The 18,097-nt window shown below is 60.7% G+C and carries 17 protein-coding genes; 5 read left to right on the top strand and 12 right to left on the bottom strand.

The annotated features are described in order from the left end of the window. Positions 1-60: 60 nt before the first annotated feature. From bamA to rpsB, 9 genes are all read right to left on the bottom strand, one after another. Positions 61-2,367: an outer membrane protein assembly factor BamA gene (gene bamA / locus ABN482_RS05250; RefSeq protein WP_349503000.1), complete on the bottom strand. Its 2,307-nt coding sequence runs from the start codon at positions 2,365-2,367 to the stop codon at positions 61-63. 71 nt (positions 2,368-2,438) lie between these two features. Next, entirely contained in the window at positions 2,439-3,770 is a 1,332-nt protein-coding gene (gene rseP, locus ABN482_RS05245) for an RIP metalloprotease RseP (protein ID WP_349502999.1), read from the bottom strand. 12 nt (positions 3,771-3,782) lie between these two features. Further along, positions 3,783-4,979 (bottom strand): 1-deoxy-D-xylulose-5-phosphate reductoisomerase, encoded by a 1,197-nt coding sequence (locus ABN482_RS05240; protein ID WP_349502998.1) that lies wholly within the window; start codon positions 4,977-4,979, stop codon positions 3,783-3,785. After that, the gene (locus ABN482_RS05235) at positions 4,976-5,653 is read right to left on the bottom strand and encodes a phosphatidate cytidylyltransferase (protein WP_349502997.1); all 678 of its coding nucleotides are present in this window, start codon (positions 5,651-5,653) and stop codon (positions 4,976-4,978) included. The genes ABN482_RS05240 and ABN482_RS05235 overlap by 4 nt, the downstream gene beginning before the upstream one ends. A gap of 8 nt (positions 5,654-5,661) precedes the next feature. After that, complete coding sequence (gene uppS / locus ABN482_RS05230; RefSeq protein ID WP_349502996.1) at positions 5,662-6,420, bottom strand: polyprenyl diphosphate synthase; 759 nt, start codon at positions 6,418-6,420, stop codon at positions 5,662-5,664. Between the two features lie 22 nt (positions 6,421-6,442). After that, positions 6,443-7,003: a ribosome recycling factor gene (gene frr, locus ABN482_RS05225; RefSeq protein WP_109060727.1), complete on the bottom strand. Its 561-nt coding sequence runs from the start codon at positions 7,001-7,003 to the stop codon at positions 6,443-6,445. A gap of 20 nt (positions 7,004-7,023) precedes the next feature. Next, complete coding sequence (gene pyrH, locus ABN482_RS05220; protein ID WP_109060726.1) at positions 7,024-7,740, bottom strand: UMP kinase; 717 nt, start codon at positions 7,738-7,740, stop codon at positions 7,024-7,026. Positions 7,741-7,875: 135 nt separating this feature from the next. Further along, positions 7,876-8,754, bottom strand: coding sequence for a translation elongation factor Ts (tsf, locus tag ABN482_RS05215; RefSeq protein ID WP_349502995.1), 879 nt, complete (start codon positions 8,752-8,754; stop codon positions 7,876-7,878). A gap of 153 nt (positions 8,755-8,907) precedes the next feature. Beyond that, positions 8,908-9,663, bottom strand: coding sequence for a 30S ribosomal protein S2 (gene rpsB / locus ABN482_RS05210; RefSeq protein ID WP_349502994.1), 756 nt, complete (start codon positions 9,661-9,663; stop codon positions 8,908-8,910). A 261-nt stretch (positions 9,664-9,924) separates the two neighbouring features. Between rpsB and map the strand changes: the two genes are divergently transcribed. The 5 genes from map (at position 9,925) to ABN482_RS05185 (ending at position 15,167) form a co-directional block, all read left to right on the top strand. Beyond that, positions 9,925-10,734, top strand: a complete 810-nt coding sequence (map, locus tag ABN482_RS05205) for a type I methionyl aminopeptidase (protein WP_349502993.1) — start codon at positions 9,925-9,927, stop codon at positions 10,732-10,734. A gap of 30 nt (positions 10,735-10,764) precedes the next feature. Then, positions 10,765-13,380 (top strand): [protein-PII] uridylyltransferase, encoded by a 2,616-nt coding sequence (locus ABN482_RS05200; protein WP_349502992.1) that lies wholly within the window; start codon positions 10,765-10,767, stop codon positions 13,378-13,380. A gap of 5 nt (positions 13,381-13,385) precedes the next feature. Beyond that, positions 13,386-13,877 carry a disulfide bond formation protein B gene (locus ABN482_RS05195; protein WP_349503012.1) on the top strand — a complete coding sequence of 164 codons (492 nt, stop codon included), beginning with the start codon at positions 13,386-13,388 and terminating at the stop codon, positions 13,875-13,877. 54 nt (positions 13,878-13,931) lie between these two features. Beyond that, complete coding sequence (locus tag ABN482_RS05190) at positions 13,932-14,630, top strand: helix-turn-helix transcriptional regulator (RefSeq protein WP_349502991.1); 699 nt, start codon at positions 13,932-13,934, stop codon at positions 14,628-14,630. A gap of 102 nt (positions 14,631-14,732) precedes the next feature. Then, positions 14,733-15,167 (top strand): SRPBCC family protein, encoded by a 435-nt coding sequence (locus tag ABN482_RS05185; RefSeq protein WP_349502990.1) that lies wholly within the window; start codon positions 14,733-14,735, stop codon positions 15,165-15,167. 156 nt (positions 15,168-15,323) lie between these two features. On the opposite strand, the gene purF is transcribed toward ABN482_RS05185, so the two are convergent. The 3 genes from purF to ABN482_RS05170 form a co-directional block, all read right to left on the bottom strand. Further along, on the bottom strand, positions 15,324-16,838 hold the full coding sequence (gene purF / locus ABN482_RS05180) for an amidophosphoribosyltransferase (protein WP_349502989.1): 1,515 nt from the start codon (positions 16,836-16,838) through the stop codon (positions 15,324-15,326). Between the two features lie 12 nt (positions 16,839-16,850). Beyond that, positions 16,851-17,372 (bottom strand): CvpA family protein, encoded by a 522-nt coding sequence (locus ABN482_RS05175; RefSeq protein ID WP_349502988.1) that lies wholly within the window; start codon positions 17,370-17,372, stop codon positions 16,851-16,853. Beyond that, the coding region (locus ABN482_RS05170) for an SPOR domain-containing protein (RefSeq protein WP_349502987.1) at positions 17,369-18,097 on the bottom strand (729 nt) is incomplete at its 5' end. The genes ABN482_RS05170 and ABN482_RS05175, both read right to left, overlap by 4 nt.

The following is an 18,097-nucleotide window of genomic DNA, read 5'->3' as shown; positions in this document are numbered from 1 at the left end:
CTCACCTTTGAAAAAGATGTTTTTAGACTAAACGCTTATTGTGCCACCATTCGGGCCGCATCAGAAGGCGGTACCGATCTGGAACTGGAAACTCTGCTTTTCATCGCCATCCTTGGCGTTGAGCGGCTGGGCCCACGAAATCTGCAGCGGCCCCATCGGTGAGCTCCACGACAGCCCCAGGCCGGCCGAGTAGCGCAGTTCGCTGAGTTCAACCTTTTGGCCATTGCCGTAGACCTGACCGCCATCTGCAAAAGCGAACCAGCGCAGCGTACGGTCGCGCCCTGCTCCAGGAATAGGCAGATACAACTGGACATTGCCGACGATACGCTTGGAACCCCCCAGGTAGGTCGTACCGCTCCAACTGCCGGTACGCTCTTCCCGTGGTCCCAGCGACGAACCCTCGTAACCACGTACTGTGCCCATGCCGCCGGCATAGACGTTCTTGATCAGCGGATAGCTCTTGCCGCCGTAGCCATTGCCCCAGTCCAGCAGGCCGTTGAAAGCCAGTGTGTAATCGCGACCCAGCGGCAGGTAGTACTGCTGCTGCGCGCTCAACATGGTGTACTTCAGATCCATCGTCGACAGGTCGGCCTTCAGGCGAGTGTACGAGCCCTCGTTCGGCACCAGCGCACTGTCGCGGGTATCGTTGGACCAGCCCACCGAGAAGATGATGGCATTGGCCTTGTTGCCGTATTCTTCCACGAACTGCTCGTACGACGGGGGCGAATCCGTGTAGGTCGTGATTTCGTTGCGCTCGAAGTCGGCACCCACGAAGACGCGGTCGTTTTCGGAAATCGGCACGCCGAAATGCATGCCCAGACCCATGGACTTGATGCGGTAGTTGCCGTCGTTGTTGTAGAGCGGCTCGGTCTGGCGGTAGAACAGCGACGTGGTGCGGCTGATCCCGTCCAGCGTCCAGTAAGGATCGGTGTGCGAGATGACGGCTGCACGGTTCGACTTGCTGGTATTGAACTGGAACGTCAGGTTGGTGCCGCTGCCGAACACGTTGTCTTCGCTGATGCCGGCCGACAGGATCGCCTTTTCGGACGAGCCGTAGCCGACGCCGAGGTTGATCATGCCGGTCGGTTTTTCCTTGACGTTGACATTGACATCGACCTGGTCGGGAGAACCCGGCACCGGCTCGGTCGTGACGTTGACGTCCTGGAAGTAGCCCAGGCGGTCGACGCGGTCACGCGAATTCTTGATGTCAGCCGCATCGTACCAGGCCGCCTCCTGCTGACGCATCTCGCGGCGGATCACGCGGTCGCGTGTACGCGTATTGCCACCGATGTCGATACGGCGCACATAGACGCGACGACTCGGATCTACGTAGAACGTCAGGTCGGCCGTATTGTTGTCGCGATCCAGCACCGGATTGGGATTGACGTTGGCAAAGGCATAGCCGAGGTCGCCCAGGTAATCGGTGATGCTCTTCGAAATCTCGTTGGTCTTGGCTGCCGAGAAGGTTTCACCCGGCTTGACCGTGATCAGTTGCTGGATTTCCTCATTCAGGCCCAGCAGTTCGCCGGCCAGCTTGACGTCGCTGAGGGTATAGGGCTTGCCCTCATGGATCGTCACGGTAATGTGGATTTCCTTGCGATCCGGCGAAATGGCCACCTGTGGCGGCTCGACCGTGAACTCGAGATAACCGCGGTCCAGATAGTAGGAACGCAGGTTCTCGATGTCGCCCTCGAGCTTTTCGCGGGAATACTTGTCGGCATCGGTGTACCAGGTCAGCCAGCCCGGCGTGCTCAACTGGAAGGCATCCAGCAGGTCGCTTTCGGAGAAAGCCTCGTTGCCGACGATGCTGATGCTGCGGATGCGGGCCACATCGCCCTCGAATACGTCGAACTTGATGCCTACTCGGTTGCGTGGCAGCGGCGTGATCGTGGAAGTGATCTCGACGCCGTACTTGCCCTTGGAGAGGAACTGCTGCTTGAGCTCGAACTCGGCGCGTTCCAGCATCGAACGATCGAAGATCCGCCCTTCGCCGAAACCGACCCCCTTGAGCGATTCCGTGATCGCCTTGGTGTCGAAGGACTTCATGCCCTCGAACTCAATGGCGGCAATGGTCGGTCGCTCCTGCACCACCACGACCAGCACGTTATCGGTCGTATTGATCTGGACATCGCTGAAGAAGCCGGTAGCGTAGAGCTTGCGGATGGCATCGGCGGCATCATCCTCGGTGAAGGACTCGCCGACCTTGACCGGAAGGTTCGCGAAGATGGTGCCGGCATCGGTACGCTGCAGACCCTCGACCCGGATATCGCGCACGACGAAAGGCTCGAATCCGTATGAGGGCAGCGGAGCCAGCGCTGCGGCCACAAGCGCCAGTATGGTTGCCTTGCGCCGGAATTGGTAGAACATCCTGTCGATCCTTCTTGGTCGTCAATATGAATGTGAATGAATATGGTCGGCGATTTTAAGCCAGAACACGATCAACTTAAAAGACGGGTAAAGTCGTTGAACAATGCCAGCATCATCAATGCCACCAGCAATGACAGGCCGATGCGCTGACCAATATCTATCCAGCGATCCGGTGGCGGACTGCCCCGGACGATTTCGATCAGATAATACAGCAGATGCCCACCGTCGAGCATCGGAATGGGCAAGAGATTGAGCACGCCCAGGCTGATGCTGACGAGCGCCAGGAACGAGACATAGGATGCCAGCCCTATCTTGGCGCTCTGCCCCGCATAATCCGCGATGGTGACCGGGCCACTGATATTGCGCCAGGAAACATCGCCGAGCAGCATGCGGCCCAGCATGCGCAACGAGAAGACCGCTGTATCCCAGGTACGCTGCACACCCATCAGCACGGCATCGATCGGTCCATAGCGCACATCCACCATCGGCACATCCGCCCCAAGGCTGGCACCGATTCGTCCCACTGTCGCGCCCTGCCCGTCGAGTGCCTCGCGCGGCACGACGGCCAGCACCATGGGCGTGCCATCGCGCAGGATATCGAAACGCATGGACTCACCTGGACGAGCCTGGATCGCCTCCACCAGTTGCCCGACCGTGAATTCGCTATTGCCGATCGCGTCCGTACCGACAATCGTATCGCCTTCGAGCAAGCCCGCCTCGGCCGCCGCCGAGTCGTCGAAGACCTCCTGCACCCTGGGAATGGCGCGCAACCGGATGCCTGCCTCGGCGAGGATGTCTTCATCGGCTCGGTCATGCCAGCCGGCCAGTGGTGCCAGGGTCACTTCGTAGCTGTGATCGTCGGGCGAAAGCAATGCCAGCCGTGCACTCTGATCCGCCGTCCAGGCATCCAGCATGGCCCAGCGAACCTCATCCCAACTGCGAATATCGCGGCCATTGATTCGCTCGATGCGCGACCCCGGCAGGATACCCGCCTGTGCAGCACTGCTGTCGACGACCGGGGCAGCCAGAATCGGTTGGGGTTGCTGTGTGCCGGCCAGGTTGAGGCCTGCATAGAGAAAAACAGCCAGGATCAGATTGAAGACCGGCCCGGCCGCGACGATGGCGATCCGCTGCCAGACCGATTTGGTACGAAAGGCACCATCCGGCCCCGGCAAGGACGGATCAGGATCGTCCTGCATCTTGACATAGCCGCCCAGCGGAATGGCGGACAGTGCCCACTCCGTGCCATTGCGATCTGCCCGACGCCAGAGCACCGGCCCGAAACCGACAGAGAAACGCAGCACACGCACCCCGCACCAGCGGGCCACGCTGTAGTGGCCAAACTCGTGAAAGGTAACCAGGATGCCGATGGCAACGGCAAAGGCAGCAAGCGTTGTCAGCATTCAGAATGTCGCTCAGGCAAGGCCCAGATGGCCGGCGTAATGGCGGGCACGTTGATCGAATTCAAGGATATCCTCCAGGGAACCCAGTCGCACTTCCGGCAGACCAGCCTGCCACTCGAGCACGGCATCGAGCACTCGGGCGATCCAGGTATAGCGCAGATTGCCGGCCAGGAATGCCTCGACGGCGACTTCGTTGGCGGCATTCAGGGCAATGCAGGCAGCCTGGCCGGTACGCAGTGCCTGCATGCACAGGGACAGGCATGGAAAACGCAGCGGATCCGGCTGCTCGAAATCCAGCCGGCCGGCCGTTGCCAGATCCAGCAGCCCCACGCCACTGCTGATGCGGTCCGGATAGGCCAGTGCCTGAGCGATGGGCGTGCGCATATCGGGATTGCCAAGCTCTGCCAGCACCGAGCCATCGTCATATTCGACCAGCGAATGGACCAGACTCTGCGGATGGATCAACACTTCGAGACGATCGGCGGGCATGCTGAACAGCCAGTGCGCCTCGATCACTTCCAGCCCCTTGTTGACCATGGTTGCCGAATCGACGGAAATCTTGCGGCCCATGCTCCAGTTCGGATGGGCGCAGGCCTGCTCAGGAGTGACACCTTCAAGCTGTTCGGGCCAGAAACGTCGAAACGGCCCGCCCGATGCGGTCAGCACCAGGCGTTTCACGCCAGGTGCCGGGACGGCTGCGGAGCAATCTGCATGCTGCGCCGGCAGGCATTGAAAAATGGCGTTGTGCTCACTGTCAATGGGCAACAGGGTTGCCCCATGCTCGCGCACTGCCTGCATGAACAGGTTGCCGGCGGCAACCAGCGCCTCCTTGTTGGCCAGCAGGATACGCTTGCCGGCATGTGCTGCCGCCATCACGGATGGCAGGCCCGCCGCGCCCACGATAGCCGCGACGACCGTATCACTGGCAGAATCGGCTGCAATATCGGCGAGCGCCTGTACGCCCACGCGGATTTCCGGCAACGTACCGCCCGACCAGAACTGGCGGAAAGCATCGGCAGCCGCCTCGTCAGGCACTGCGACCACGCGGGCACGACTGGCGGCAGCCCGCTGGGCCAGGATATCCATGCGGCGATGACCGCTCAGTGCATGAATGCGGAACAGATCGGGGTGACGGGCGATCACATCCAGCGTGCTGGCACCGATCGAACCGCTGGCTCCCAGGATAGTAACGTGACGCATGCTGCTCAATGGCTCCAGACGCTAAGCACCCATGCCAGCGGTGCAACCGGCAGAATGGCGTCGATACGATCCAGCACGCCACCATGTCCCGGCAGCAGCCGGCTGGAATCCTTGGCACCGGCACGTCGCTTGAGCCAGGACTCGAACAGATCACCGGCAATCGACAGGGCTGCCAGCACGATGGCCAGCACGACCGTCAGGGTAACGCCGAAACGTGCCACCAGTGCAGCACCAAAGGTATCAGGACTCCAGAGCGCCGTCAGCAACACCCAGAGCACGGCTGCTGCAATACCTGCCAGCGCACCCTCACGGGTCTTTCCGGGGCTGATGGTGGGAGCCAGCTTGTGTCGGCCGAAAGCCTTGCCGGCGAAATAGGCACCGATATCGGCGATCCAGACCAATGCCAGCACGGACAGCAGGTAGATTGCACCATGGTGGCTGTACATGAAGTACAGGGCGCAACCCGCAAAGGTCAGCACAGGCACCGCCAGCATGCCCAGTGGCACGCTGTAATAGGATGGACGGGGATATGCTGCCAGGCCCGTCAGTCGCAGCCATTCCCACAGGGCGCAACCGATGGTCAACAGGATGAAGGCCGCAAATGCCAGCGTACCCGGTGCCGCCAGCACCGCAGCCACGATGGCAAGCAGGATGATGGCGGTAATGACTCGTTCTCGCAGCATGAAACGCCTCAGGGAGAATTTTTCAGTTGTGCGCTGGTACGGCCGAACCGGCGCTCACGCGATGCATACCAGTCAAAGGCACGCTGCAGCTCGTCACGATCGAAATCGGGCCAATAGGCATCCGTGAAGTACAGCTCGGTATAGGCCAGTTGCCAGATCATGAAATTGGAAATGCGCTGCTCGCCGCCAGTGCGGATGAACAGATCGGGCTCCGGTGCCCAGGGCATCGCCAGATGCGGCAGCAGGGCCGCCTCGTCCAGTTGCGAAGGATCGGCAGCCAGCTCCGGGCGCTCTGCCAGCACGGTGCGCATGGCATTGAGGATATCCCAGCGGCCACCATAATTGGCTGCAATGGTGAGATGCATGCGCGTATTGCCGCGCGTGAGGGTTTCGGCCGCCTTGATGCGCTGGCGCAACGAGGCGTCGAAGGCACCGAGGTCGCCGATCACATGCAGGCAGACCCCCTGCTCGTGCAGGCGTCCGACTTCGCGATCCAGCGCCTGCATGAAGAGGCGCATCAGCAGCGTGACCTCCTCGATCGGCCGGCGCCAGTTCTCGGAACTGAAGGCGAACAGCGTAAGATGCTGCACGCCCTGCCGCCCGCAGGCTTCGACGATGCGCCGCACGGCCTGCACACCCTTGGCATGCCCTGCCGTGCGCGGCAGATGCCGGGCGACCGCCCAGCGACCGTTGCCATCCATGATGATGGCGACATGACCAGGCACCTTGCCGGTGTCGGGAATTGCCAGCGTTGAACTCTGGACCATGGCGTTCGACACCGACCGTCGCTCAGACGGTCATGATTTCAGCGTCTTTCTGGGCGACCAGCTTGTCGACTTCCTGCACGAAACGGTCGGTCAATTTCTGGATATCGTCCTGGGCACGACGTTCATCGTCTTCGGAAATATCCTTGTCCTTGACCAGCTTCTTGAAGGCTTCGTTGCTGTCGCGACGCAGATTGCGCACGGCGATCTTGGCATCCTCGCCGGTGGACTTGACCACTTTGGTGAGGTCGCGACGACGCTCTTCGGTCAGGGCCGGCATCGGCACGCGAATGGTATCGCCCATCGGCACCGGGTTCAGGCCGAGGTCGGACTCACGGATGGCCTTTTCGATAGGGCCTGCCATGTTCTTTTCCCAGGGCTGCACACTCAGGTTGCGAGCATCCACCAGATTGACGTTGGCCACCTGGCTGATCGGCACCGGGGAGCCGTAGTACTCGACCGTGACGTGATCCAGGATGCCTGTGTGGGCGCGTCCCGTACGGATCTTGGCCAGATCCGTCTTGAGGGCTTCCAGGGTCTTGGTCATGCGGCTTTCGGCCGATTGCTTGATCTCTGCGACACTCATTGCGAATTCCTTGTCAGCTGTCAGACATGTACCAGCGTGCCCTCGTCCTCGCCACCGATGACGCGTTTGAGAGCTCCTGGCTTGTTGATGGAGAACACCTTGATCGGCAGCTTCTGGTCGCGGCACAGGGCAAACGCCGTGGCATCCATGACTTCCAGGCGACGCACGATGGCCTCGTCAAAGCTGATGCGGCTGTAGCGGGTTGCCGTGGGATCCTTGTTGGGATCGGCACTGTAGATGCCATCGACCTTGGTTGCCTTGAGGACAACCTCTGCGCCGATTTCGGCACCGCGCAGGGCGGCTGCCGTATCAGTGGTGAAAAACGGATTGCCTGTCCCGGCCGCAAAAATCACGACCTTGCCTTCTTCGAGGTAGCGCAGGGCCTTGGGACGGATATAGGGTTCGACCACCTGGTCGATGTTGAGTGCGGACTGCACGCGGGTATCGATCTGGCGGTGTTTGAGGGCATCCTGCAGGGCCAGCGCGTTCATCACGGTGGCCATCATGCCCATGTAGTCGGCGGTGGCGCGATCCATGCCCTGGGCACCGGGTGCCACACCGCGGAAAATGTTGCCGCCACCAATCACGATGGCCAGTTCGGTACCCTGGCTGGCGACTTCTGCGACTTCTTCGGTCATGCGCAGGATGGTGGCGCGATTGATGCCGAAGGCGTCCTCGCCCATCAGGGCCTCGCCGGACAGCTTGAGAAGGACGCGTTTATATGCTCGGGTTGTCATGTGCTTGCTCGCAGGAACCATCCAGCTTGGGAGTTTAAAACAAAAGTACGGTAAAAGAATGGGCCGCCTCCAGGGCGGCCCATGCCGCGCAAGACTTTCGCACCCACCCGCAGGCCGGTGCGAAGCAGCACGGTATTACTGAGCGGCAGCCTGGGCGGCGGCCACTTCGGCAGCGAAGTCGTCAACGCGCTTTTCGATGCCTTCGCCCACGACATAGAGCACGAAGGTCGTGATCGAAGCCGACTTTTCCTTGAGCAGTTGCTCAACAGTCTGCTTGTCGTTCTTGACGAAGGGCTGCGACAGCAGGGTCACTTCCTTCAGGAACTTCTGCACCGAACCCTCGACCATCTTGGCGACGATTTCTGCCGGCTTGCCGGATTCGGCAGCCTTCTGCTCGGCCACCGAACGCTCGGTGGCGATATCAGCAGCCGGTACGCCAGCAGCGTCAAGTGCCTTGGGACGGGTTGCGGCGATGTGCATGGCCAGATCCTTGCCCACTTCATCGGCACCAGCATACTCGACCAGCACGCCAATGCGGCCGCCGTGCACGTAACTGGCCAGCTTGTTGGCCGTTTCGATGCGCTGGAAGCGACGGATGGTGATGTTCTCACCGATCTTGCCGATCAGGGCCGAACGCACCGAATCAACCGTGCCTTCCTCGAACGACAGGGCCGACAGCGCAGCCACGTCGGCCGGATTCTTGTCAGCCACCAGGCGGGCGATATCGGCAACGAACTTGACGAAGTCGTCGTTCTTGGCAACGAAGTCGGTTTCGCAATTGATTTCGATCACGGCACCCAGCTTGGCGTCGTCAGCGATGTACAGGCCCACCAGGCCTTCTGCGGTCACGCGGGCGGCAGCCTTGCTGGCCTTGCTGCCCAGTTTGACGCGCAGCAGTTCTTCGGCACGGGCCATATCGCCTTCGGCTTCGGTCAGGGCTTTCTTGCACTCCATCATGGGCGCATCGGTTTTCTCGCGCAGCGTCTTGACCATTGCGGCGGTAATTTCAGCCATGTTGGCTCCATATACGTTGAGGCACCGCACCAGGGCAGTGCCGGACAATCAGGGGGTTGGATAGATGCAGCAGCACCCCTCCAACATGAAACGAGCCGGTGCACCTGTTTGGTTACCGGCTCGACATCAGCAACCAGGATACCCCGAAGGGGCTCAGGCTTCTTCTTGGCTCACTTCGACGAACTCTTCGGCACCGTCGTCGGCGATTTCTTCGACCAGACCCTGCACGGCCTGTTCACGGCCGGCGATGATGGCATCGGCCACGCCACGGGCATACAGGGCGATGGCACGAGCCGAATCGTCGTTGCCGGGAATGACGTGGGCCACGCCGTCGGGCGAGTGGTTGGTATCGACCACGGCCACGACCGGAATACCCAGGGTACGGGCTTCGGCCACGGCAATCTTGTGGTAGCCGACGTCGATGACGAAGATGGCGTCAGGCAGCGTGGTCATGTCCTTGATGCCGCCGATCGACTTGTTCAGCTTTTCGAGTTCGCGCTGGAACAGAAGCGCTTCCTTCTTGCTCATGCGCTCGGTGCCACCCTCTTCCTGCAGGGCTTCCATGTCTTTCAGGCGCTTGATCGAGCTCTTGACCGTCTTGAAGTTGGTCAGCATGCCACCCAGCCAGCGGCTGTCGACATAGGGCACGCCGGCACGCTGTGCTTCTTCGGCAACGATGTCGCGAGCTGCACGCTTGGTGCCGACGATCAGCACCGAACCGCCCTTGGCAGCGATCTGCTGGATGAACTTGGTGGCTTCCTGGAACTTTGCAACCGTCTGTTCGAGGTTGATGATGTGGATCTTGTTACGCTGACCGAAGATGTACTGAGCCATCTTGGGATTCCAGTAACGGGTCTGGTGGCCGAAATGGACACCGGCTTCGAGCATTTCACGCATGGACACGGACATAATGTTCTCCGAGGGTTGGGTCCTGCAGCACACCCGCATCGACTGGCACGATCACAAAAGACCTGCCGGCGACACCCTGGTTGGTGTACTGCGCTATTTGCCGCATGATTGCGGCGGTTTGCAGCTTCGGGATACAGTTCATCGAACGCATTTCCGGAAAGCCACGTTTTGCCTGTCAAAAGCATGTTGACTGCTAAAAGCATGCTTTCGCAGGCAAGACTATAATTCTACTATCTTCTTTCAGAAACACTCAAGTCTATTATGTCTCTGGTTACCGATTCCGCCGAACTCGACCAAATGCGTGCTGCCTGCCAGGCCGCCGCTCAGGTTCTTGACTATATTGCGCCCTTCGTACAACCCGGTGTCACCACACTGGAGCTGAACGAGCTGTGCCGCGCCTATATGGCGGACGTGCTCGAGGTCAAGTCGGCCACCATCGGCTATGCCCCGCCTGGGCATACACCCTATCCCGGCCATGTCTGCATCTCGGTCAACCACCAGATCTGCCACGGCATCCCCAACGACAAGAAGCTCAAGAAAGGCGACAGCCTGAACATCGACGTGACTGTCATCAAGGATGGCTGGTTCGGCGACACCAGTCGCATGTTCTATATCGGTGAGCCGTCCATTCTGTGCAAACGCCTGGTCGAAACAACCTATGACTGCATGTGGCTGGGTATCCAGCAGGTGCGCCCGGGTGCCACACTGGGCGATATCGGCCACGCCATCCAGCAGCATGCCGAGGCCCAGGGTTTTTCGGTCGTGCGCGAATTCTGCGGCCACGGCGTGGGCCGCCAGTTCCACGAAGATCCGCAGGTGCTGCACTACGGCAAGCCGGGTACCGGCATACGCCTGCAGGAAGGCATGATCTTCACCATCGAACCGATGATCAACGCTGGTCGTCGGGAGTTGCGCCAGCTGGCCGATGGCTGGACCATTGTGACCCGCGATCACAGCCTGTCGGCACAATGGGAACACTGCATCCTGGTCACTGCCACCGGCTACGAAGTCCTGACCGTTTCACCCGGCATGCTGCCGCCGCCAGCCTTTATCCAGAAAACAGACGCCTGACGGCACACATCATTCCCCCCTGGAGCCGACATGCAGACCCCCTCCCACCTTTCCCTGCCCCTGTCGGACCTGCGCAAGGCGCTGCAGGGTAGCCGGGCCGCCGCCATCGAAGCGTTCCGCCAGCAGCGCCAGCCCAATGCGCTGCTGCGCAGCCTCTGTCGCATCGTCGACCAAACCCTGCGCGGCCTGCTCCAGATCCATCCCCTGCCTGCCGGCTCGACCCTCGCTGCCCTGGGAGGCTACGGCCGTGGTGAACTGTATCCGTACTCGGATATCGACATCCTGATCCTGCTGCCCAAGGCACCGGATGCACAGGCCGAAACCGCCATCGGCGAATTCCTGACCGCCATGTGGGACATCGGCCTGGAGCCCGGCCACAGTGTGCGCACTGTGGCAGAATGCATCAGCGAGGCACGCGGCGACATCACGGTTGAAACCGCCCTGCTCGAATCACGCTGGATCGCCGGCAGCCGCAACCTGATGCGTGATTTCAGCCAGCAGATCCACCAGCACCTGGATGCGCCCGCCTTCTTCCTCGCCAAGCGCGCCGAGATGCGACAGCGCCATAGTCGCTTTCGCGACACGCCCTACTCGCTCGAACCCAATTGCAAGGAGTCGCCCGGCGGCCTGCGCGACCTGCAGGTCATTCTCTGGATGGCCCGCGCTGCCGGTTTCGGTGACAACTGGCGAGCCATCGCCCGCGCCGGCCTGCTCACGCCACAGGAGGCTCGCGACCTGAACCGGGCCGAACAAGCCTTCAAGCGGTTGCGCATTGAACTGCACCTGCTGGCCCGCCGGCGCGAAGATCGCATTCTGTTCGACTGGCAAAGCCAGTTGGCCACCACCTATGGGATCGAACCCAGCCCCACGCGGCGCGCCAGCGAATTGCTGATGCAGCGCTACTACTGGGCTGCCCGGCTGGTCACGCAACTCAACACCATCCTGGTTCAGAACATCGAGGAACGCCTGTTTCCGCGTCCGGACGAACCCGCCATCCCCATCGACGAGAGCTTCTGCAGCGTGCACCAGCGACTCGACATCTACCGCGACGATGCCTTCGAACGCAAACCCGCACTGCTGCTGCGTGCCTTCCTGGTCATGCAGCAACATCCGGAACTGCAGGGCATGTCGGCCCGTACATTGCGCGCCCTCTGGCACCACCGTGACCGGATCGACGCGCAATTCCGCAGCAACCCGATCCACAAGAAGATTTTCCTGCAGATCCTGCAGCAACCGCGCGGCATCGTGCATGCCCTGCGCGACATGACCATGCTCAACATCCTGCCCCGATTCATTCCGGCCTTTCGCCGGATCGTCGGGCAGATGCAGCATGACCTGTTCCATGCCTACACCGTGGATCAGCACACGTTGATGGTGATTCGCAACCTGCGCCGCTTCACCATGCCGGAACATGCACCCGAGCATCCACTGGCAAGCCAGTTGATCAATGACTTCAGCCGTCACTGGCTGCTCTATGTTGCCGCCCTGTTCCACGACATTGCCAAGGGCCGCGGCGGCGACCATTCCGAACTGGGTGCCCGCGAGATCAAACGCTTCGCGCGCGACTTTGGCCTGGTGCCAGCCGATGCGGAACTGGTCGAGTTCCTGGTTCGCCAGCACCTGAGCATGTCCAACGTGGCACAAAAGCAGGATCTGTCCGATCCGGACGTCATCCACCGTTTTGCTGCCCTGGTCAAGACCAAGCGCCAGTTGCAGGCACTCTATCTGCTGACGGTGGCCGATATCCAGGGCACCAGCCCCAAGGTATGGAATGCCTGGAAAGGCAAGCTGCTCGAGGATCTTTACCGCGCCACGCTGGCCATCCTGGGGGGGGCACGCCATAACCGCTCGTCCATGCTGCACAAGCGTCGCCAGGAGGCCGAAAAGCTGCTGCTGCAGTCCGGACTGCCGGCACACGCCTGGGATACGCTCTGGGACAAGCTCGATACCGGCTATTTCCTGCGCCACGAAAGCGACGAACTGTCCTGGCACGCCCTGCAACTGCACGCCGGCGGCAAGCTGGCCGACAGTCCCGTAGTGCGGGCCCGCGTTACCGAACATGGCGAAGGTCTGCAGGTTCTGGTCTGGATCCGCGACGTGGCCGACCTGTTTGCGCGCATTTGTGCCTACCTGGACCGCAGCCGCCTGAGCATTCTCGACGCCCGCATCCACACCTCACGCGACGGCTGGGCGCTGGACAGTTTCATCGTACTGCCGCTGGATGAAGAGGTCCCGCCGCAGGCGCTGGCGGCCGAGATCGAGCAGGGCCTGGGCGCAACACTGGCCCAGTTGGCGGGTTCCGTGCCGCAGCCAGCCACCGTGCCGGATGGTTCGCAACGCCGGCCGCCGCTGTCGCGCCGCTCGCGCTCCTTCCCCATCGCGCCTCAGGTGGAACTTCATCAGGACGAACAGGGTCAATTGTGGAGGCTGTCGCTGACCGCTGCCGACCGGCCCGGACTGCTGCATGACGTTGCCCGCATTTTCGGGGCGCACGGCCTCAACCTGCACACCGCCAAGATCATGACGCTGGGCGACCGGGTCGAGGACGTCTTCGTCCTGAGCGGTGCCGCTTTCGAAAATCCCAGGCAATGCCGGCAACTGGAACGCGACCTGCGCACCGCCATGTCTGCCGAATCCATGTCATAAAGAGAATATCCATGCTGCAAAACCGCACGATCTATCTGCTGATCTCCCTCCTGTCCCTGGCCGCCGTGGGCGCGGCACTGATCTCGCAGCATGCCTTCGACATGCTGCCCTGCGCCTGGTGCGTGCTGCAACGCTTGATCTATCTCGGGATTGCCCTGTGGGCTGGCCTGGCATGGGCCTTTGGCAAAGAGCGCGGCGGCCGTCCCTGGCTGGCCTGCGGTGGTATCCTCGCCCTGTCCGGTGCCGGCATTGCCGCCGCCTGGTTCCAGTACAGCGTGGCGTCGCAACTGTTCACCTGCGATCTGACGCTGGCCGACCGCATCATGCGTGCGACAGGACTGGATGAAAGCATGCCCGGCGTGTTCGGCATCTATGCCAGTTGCATGGATGCTGCCGTCGAGTTTCTGGGCATGGAATATGCGCTCTGGAGCCTGAGCCTGTATGCAGTGCTGGCAGCTCTGGCGCTCGCCGGACTGACCAGGAGGCATGCGGGTTGATCTTATGGCGGTATCCTCTATCACATCCATCTTGCATATTGCTGAATATCATCCATGTCTCGCTCTGAGCGTTTGCTCAAATTGATGCAATGCTTACGCCGTCACCGCTTCCCCATCACCAGCACGATATTGGCGGCGGAGTTACATATCAGCCTGCGAACACTCTACCGCGATATTGCCAGCCTGCGGGCGTCAGGTGCACGTATAGAGGGGGAGCCAGGGATAGGCTATGTATTGCATCCGGGATTTGTATTGCCACCACTGATGTTCTCGGTACAGGAACTTGAGGCGCTGGCGCTGGGAGCACGTTGGGTATCTCACCGCACAGACCAGGAATTGGCACACGATGCCCAGAACGCCTTGGCAAAAATTGCAGCAGTCATACCCGCCGATCTGCGGCTCTCATTGGACGAGCAGGCTCTGCTTGTCGGACCGGCACAAATAACCCCTGCGGGACAGACGCATCTGCCAATACTGCGCCAGTCGATTCGCCAGCAGCGCAAGCTATTCATCCGCTACGTTGATCTAAAAGAAAATAAAAGTGACCGTATCGTTTGGCCTTTCGCACTAGGCTTCTTCGATCATGTACGAATGCTGGCAGCTTGGTGCGAACAGCGAACAGCGCTGCGACATTTTCGCGTGGACAGAATCTTCGATCTGCATATCCAAGATGAGCGTTATCCCGTACATCGTCAGGCTTTACTGCGGCAATGGCGGGAACAGGAAGGTATTCCCAACAGCGTCTTGAAGTGATTGCAAGTGCCTCTGTCGCATGACTGCTGCCAGAAATTGACAGTGAGCCCTCCTAATATGGCAAGGATTCAACAACCTTGTCAAAGACTATGAGGAGCGCCCATGTGGACACTTGAAAAATCAATTGAAACATCAGCACCAACCGCCTGTATCTGGGAACTATTTGCCGATGTCGGACGGTGGAAGGACTATAACGCTGACCTTGAAGCCATAGAAATCGAGGGGCCTTTCGAGACGGGCACCTCGTTCACCATGACAATTCCCGGTCAAAATGCCTTGCGCAGCACTTTGATCGAGGTTATCCCCGGCGAATCATTCAAGGATGAAACAGTTATAGATGAAACGAGAATCGTAGTCTGCCATCGTCTTGTTCCCCTTCCGTCAGGGCATACCAAGATTATTTACAGCACTGAAATCATCGGTCCTGGCGCTGACCAGTTTGGCCCAATGGTGACGTCAGACTTCGGCGACATACTGGAGAAGCTAAAAAAACTGGCCGAGTCCCTGCAATGCATCTCTAAATTGCAAAACACATGAGTCTGTGCAACGGGTGGGCCGTTGCCTCGGCGCATCATGTTCGTATTGATCGCGCCGAGGAGTTCATGCAGGGGGATGCTGAAGAATCAAGGATGTTGGCCGCTCTCGATAAGTCGCAGGGAAGAACAATTGGTTTATGCCCTGCCCTGGCTTCGATCAGCTGTCGTTGGCTGCGTAGCCCATGTTGAACTGCAGGCCACTGGCCTCATCTTCAAGATCCTGGGTACGACCGGTAGACAGGCGCTTCAGGTATTCGGCCGTGATATCGCCCGTGACGTAATCGCCGTCGAAGCAGGAGGCATCGAAGCGGTCGATGGCAGGATTGATTTCGCGTACAGCCTGCTGCATCGAAGCGATATCCTGATAGATCAACGCATCGACCCCGATCTGGCGGGCAATTTCCTCGTCGCTGCGGCCCGTGGCGATCAGATCCTTCTGATCCGGCATGTCGATGCCGTACACATTCGGGAAGCGCACAGGCGGCGCAGCCGAGGCAAAGAACACCTTGTTGGCACCGGCATCGCGGGCCATTTCGACAATTTCACGGCTGGTCGTGCCGCGGACGATGGAGTCATCGACCAGCAGCACATTCTTGCCCTTGAATTCCACGCCAATGGCATTGAGTTTCTGGCGCACCGATTTCTTGCGTACGGCCTGCCCTGGCATGATGAAAGTGCGGCCCACATAGCGGTTCTTGATCAGGCCTTCGCGGTAGTTCAGGTTGAGCCTGGAAGCCAATTGCATAGCTGCCGGCCGCGACGAGTCGGGAATCGGCATCACGACATCGATGTCGCCCAGGCGCATGTTGCGCGCCACCTTGTCGGCCAGGTGCTCGCCCATGCGCAGGCGGGAACCGTAGACCGACACGCTGTCGATCAGCGAGTCGGGACGGGCAAAATAGACGTATTCGAAAATGCAGGGTGAAAGTTGTGGTTGATCCGCGCACTGGCGGCGGGTGATCTGACCATCCAGGCTGATGAAAACGGCTTCGCCGGGGGCAACATCACCCTGCAGCACAAAGCCATTGCCTTCGAGCGCCACGGACTCCGATGCCACCATCCATTCCGGACCGGCCTCGGTATCATGACGGCCCAGACACAGCGGACGGATGCCGTTGGGATCACGGAAAGCCAGCAGACCGTAGCCCGCAATCTGCGCTACCACCGCATAGGCACCGCGCACACGACGATGCAGGCCTGCCACGGCATTGAAGATGGCATCCTCATCAAGCGTCTTGCCATGTACCGACTCCTGCAATTCATGCGCCAGCACATTGAGCAGCACTTCGGAGTCGGAATTGGTGTTGATGTGGCGTTGATCGACAGCAAACAGCGATTCACGCAGTTCACGCCAGTTGGTCAGGTTGCCGTTGTGAGCGAAGGTGATGCCGAACGGCGCATTGACGTAGAAAGGCTGGGCCTCTTCGACGCTGTTGGAGCCTGCCGTCGGGTAACGCACATGACCAATGCCGCTGTTGCCCGGCAACGACCGCATGTTGCGGGTGCGAAACACGTCGCGCACCAGGCCGTGCGCCTTGAACATGTTGAAATTCTTGCCGTGGGCGGTGGCAATGCCAGCCGCGTCCTGGCCGCGATGCTGCAGCAGCAACAGACTATCGTACAGCAGTTGGTTCACGGGACCGCGTCCAACCACGCCTACAATTCCACACATGATAAATTCGCCTCAGATTTCTGTTTGAGCAGGTATGACCGGCTGCGGATAAGGCAGCCAATCAGCCACCGAAGCCGGCAGCCAGTTTTTGAGATGCAGGATGGCTCGCACGGTACTGTCCGCAAACAGCGAATCGCGCCACCAGGGCTCCTGCGGCAAGGGGGTATAGCCCGCCAGGGCGACCAGTGCCAGGATGATCAGCAGGCCACGCAGGAAGCCGAACAGCGCACCCAGCCCGCGGTCGGTGGAGGTCAGTCCGGTCTGACGCAGGATCGCACCGATGGTCATGCTGACCAGGCCGACCACGATCAGCACCACAATGAAGACACTGCCATAGGCCAGCGCCATGCGCAGCAGCGTGAATTCGATGACACTGGAAAGCCAGTCATAGACCATCGGCCCCCACAGGATGGCCATCACAAACGCCAGCGCATACGCAGCCAGCGAGAGGGTTTCCTTGACCAGGCCTCGCACGGCCCCCAGCAGGCTGGAAGCGATGAGAATGGTCAGCGCGACGAAATCGAAGCCGGTCACTGTGCGGTAATGAAACTGTTGTTGTAGCCCAGTGTACGCAGGCGGGTCTGAGCCGCCTGTGCCGCGTCCCTGGAAGAGAATGGCCCCACGCGCAGCCGGAAAGCCGGCTTGCCGTTGACCATGACGCGCTGCACGAAGGCATTGGTCACGCCGGCCTCGTACAGATTGCGGCGCCGGGCCTGGGCATCTTCATCTGTGGAATAGGCCGCGATCTGCAGCACCAGCTTTTCCTGGCTGGCGGCAGGGGCCGCTGCCTGGCTCGTACCCCGGCGCTGTGCCGCCAGACGTGCCGCAGCCGCATCGGGGTCACGCGCTTCCAGCAGCGAAGCAACCAGGGCTTCCTGGTCATCCGCCGGTGCGGTATTGCGAGCCGGCGGCGTACTGGGCTGCGTGGCAGTTGTGGGTGGGGTATTGGCGGTAGGCGACGTCGTGCGTGCGGGCTGCTGAGGCTGCGTGGCAGTCGCCGAATTCTGTGCGGGCGTACGGGGCGGCTGGGTGGCAGACTGTGCCGGCACAGCCGCTGGCGGCGTCGAGGGCTGGGCAGTCGCTGGCGTAGTCTGAACAGGTGCCGCAGCGGCACCTGTATCAGGGTTTTCTGTTGCAGCATTGCCCTGGGCAGCAGGCTCAGGCATGCCAAGGCCGGCCGTAGCAGCCGTCCCTGCATTCGCCAGGGGCGGCAACCCGGTGCCGCGCTCGGGAATCGCGATGATATCGTCAGGAATGGG

The organism is Corticimicrobacter sp. (assembly GCF_040137905.1).
Taxonomy (GTDB): domain Bacteria; phylum Pseudomonadota; class Gammaproteobacteria; order Burkholderiales; family Burkholderiaceae_B; genus Corticimicrobacter.
This window is presented reverse-complemented; position numbering and strand designations above follow the sequence as displayed.

Coding starts and splice junctions, on each gene's coding strand:
- ABN482_RS05200 (WP_349502992.1), top strand. CDS start 10,765: ATGCAGACCCCCTCCCACCTTTCCCTGCCCCTGTCGGACCTGCGCAAG.
- purF (WP_349502989.1), bottom strand. CDS start 16,838: ATGTGTGGAATTGTAGGCGTGGTTGGACGCGGTCCCGTGAACCAACTG.
- rseP (WP_349502999.1), bottom strand. CDS start 3,770: ATGCTGACAACGCTTGCTGCCTTTGCCGTTGCCATCGGCATCCTGGTT.
- uppS (WP_349502996.1), bottom strand. CDS start 6,420: ATGGTCCAGAGTTCAACGCTGGCAATTCCCGACACCGGCAAGGTGCCT.
- bamA (WP_349503000.1), bottom strand. CDS start 2,367: ATGTTCTACCAATTCCGGCGCAAGGCAACCATACTGGCGCTTGTGGCC.
- rpsB (WP_349502994.1), bottom strand. CDS start 9,663: ATGTCCGTGTCCATGCGTGAAATGCTCGAAGCCGGTGTCCATTTCGGC.
- frr (WP_109060727.1), bottom strand. CDS start 7,003: ATGAGTGTCGCAGAGATCAAGCAATCGGCCGAAAGCCGCATGACCAAG.
- ABN482_RS05185 (WP_349502990.1), top strand. CDS start 14,733: ATGTGGACACTTGAAAAATCAATTGAAACATCAGCACCAACCGCCTGT.
- tsf (WP_349502995.1), bottom strand. CDS start 8,754: ATGGCTGAAATTACCGCCGCAATGGTCAAGACGCTGCGCGAGAAAACC.
- map (WP_349502993.1), top strand. CDS start 9,925: ATGTCTCTGGTTACCGATTCCGCCGAACTCGACCAAATGCGTGCTGCC.
- ABN482_RS05235 (WP_349502997.1), bottom strand. CDS start 5,653: ATGCTGCGAGAACGAGTCATTACCGCCATCATCCTGCTTGCCATCGTG.
- ABN482_RS05190 (WP_349502991.1), top strand. CDS start 13,932: ATGTCTCGCTCTGAGCGTTTGCTCAAATTGATGCAATGCTTACGCCGT.
- pyrH (WP_109060726.1), bottom strand. CDS start 7,740: ATGACAACCCGAGCATATAAACGCGTCCTTCTCAAGCTGTCCGGCGAG.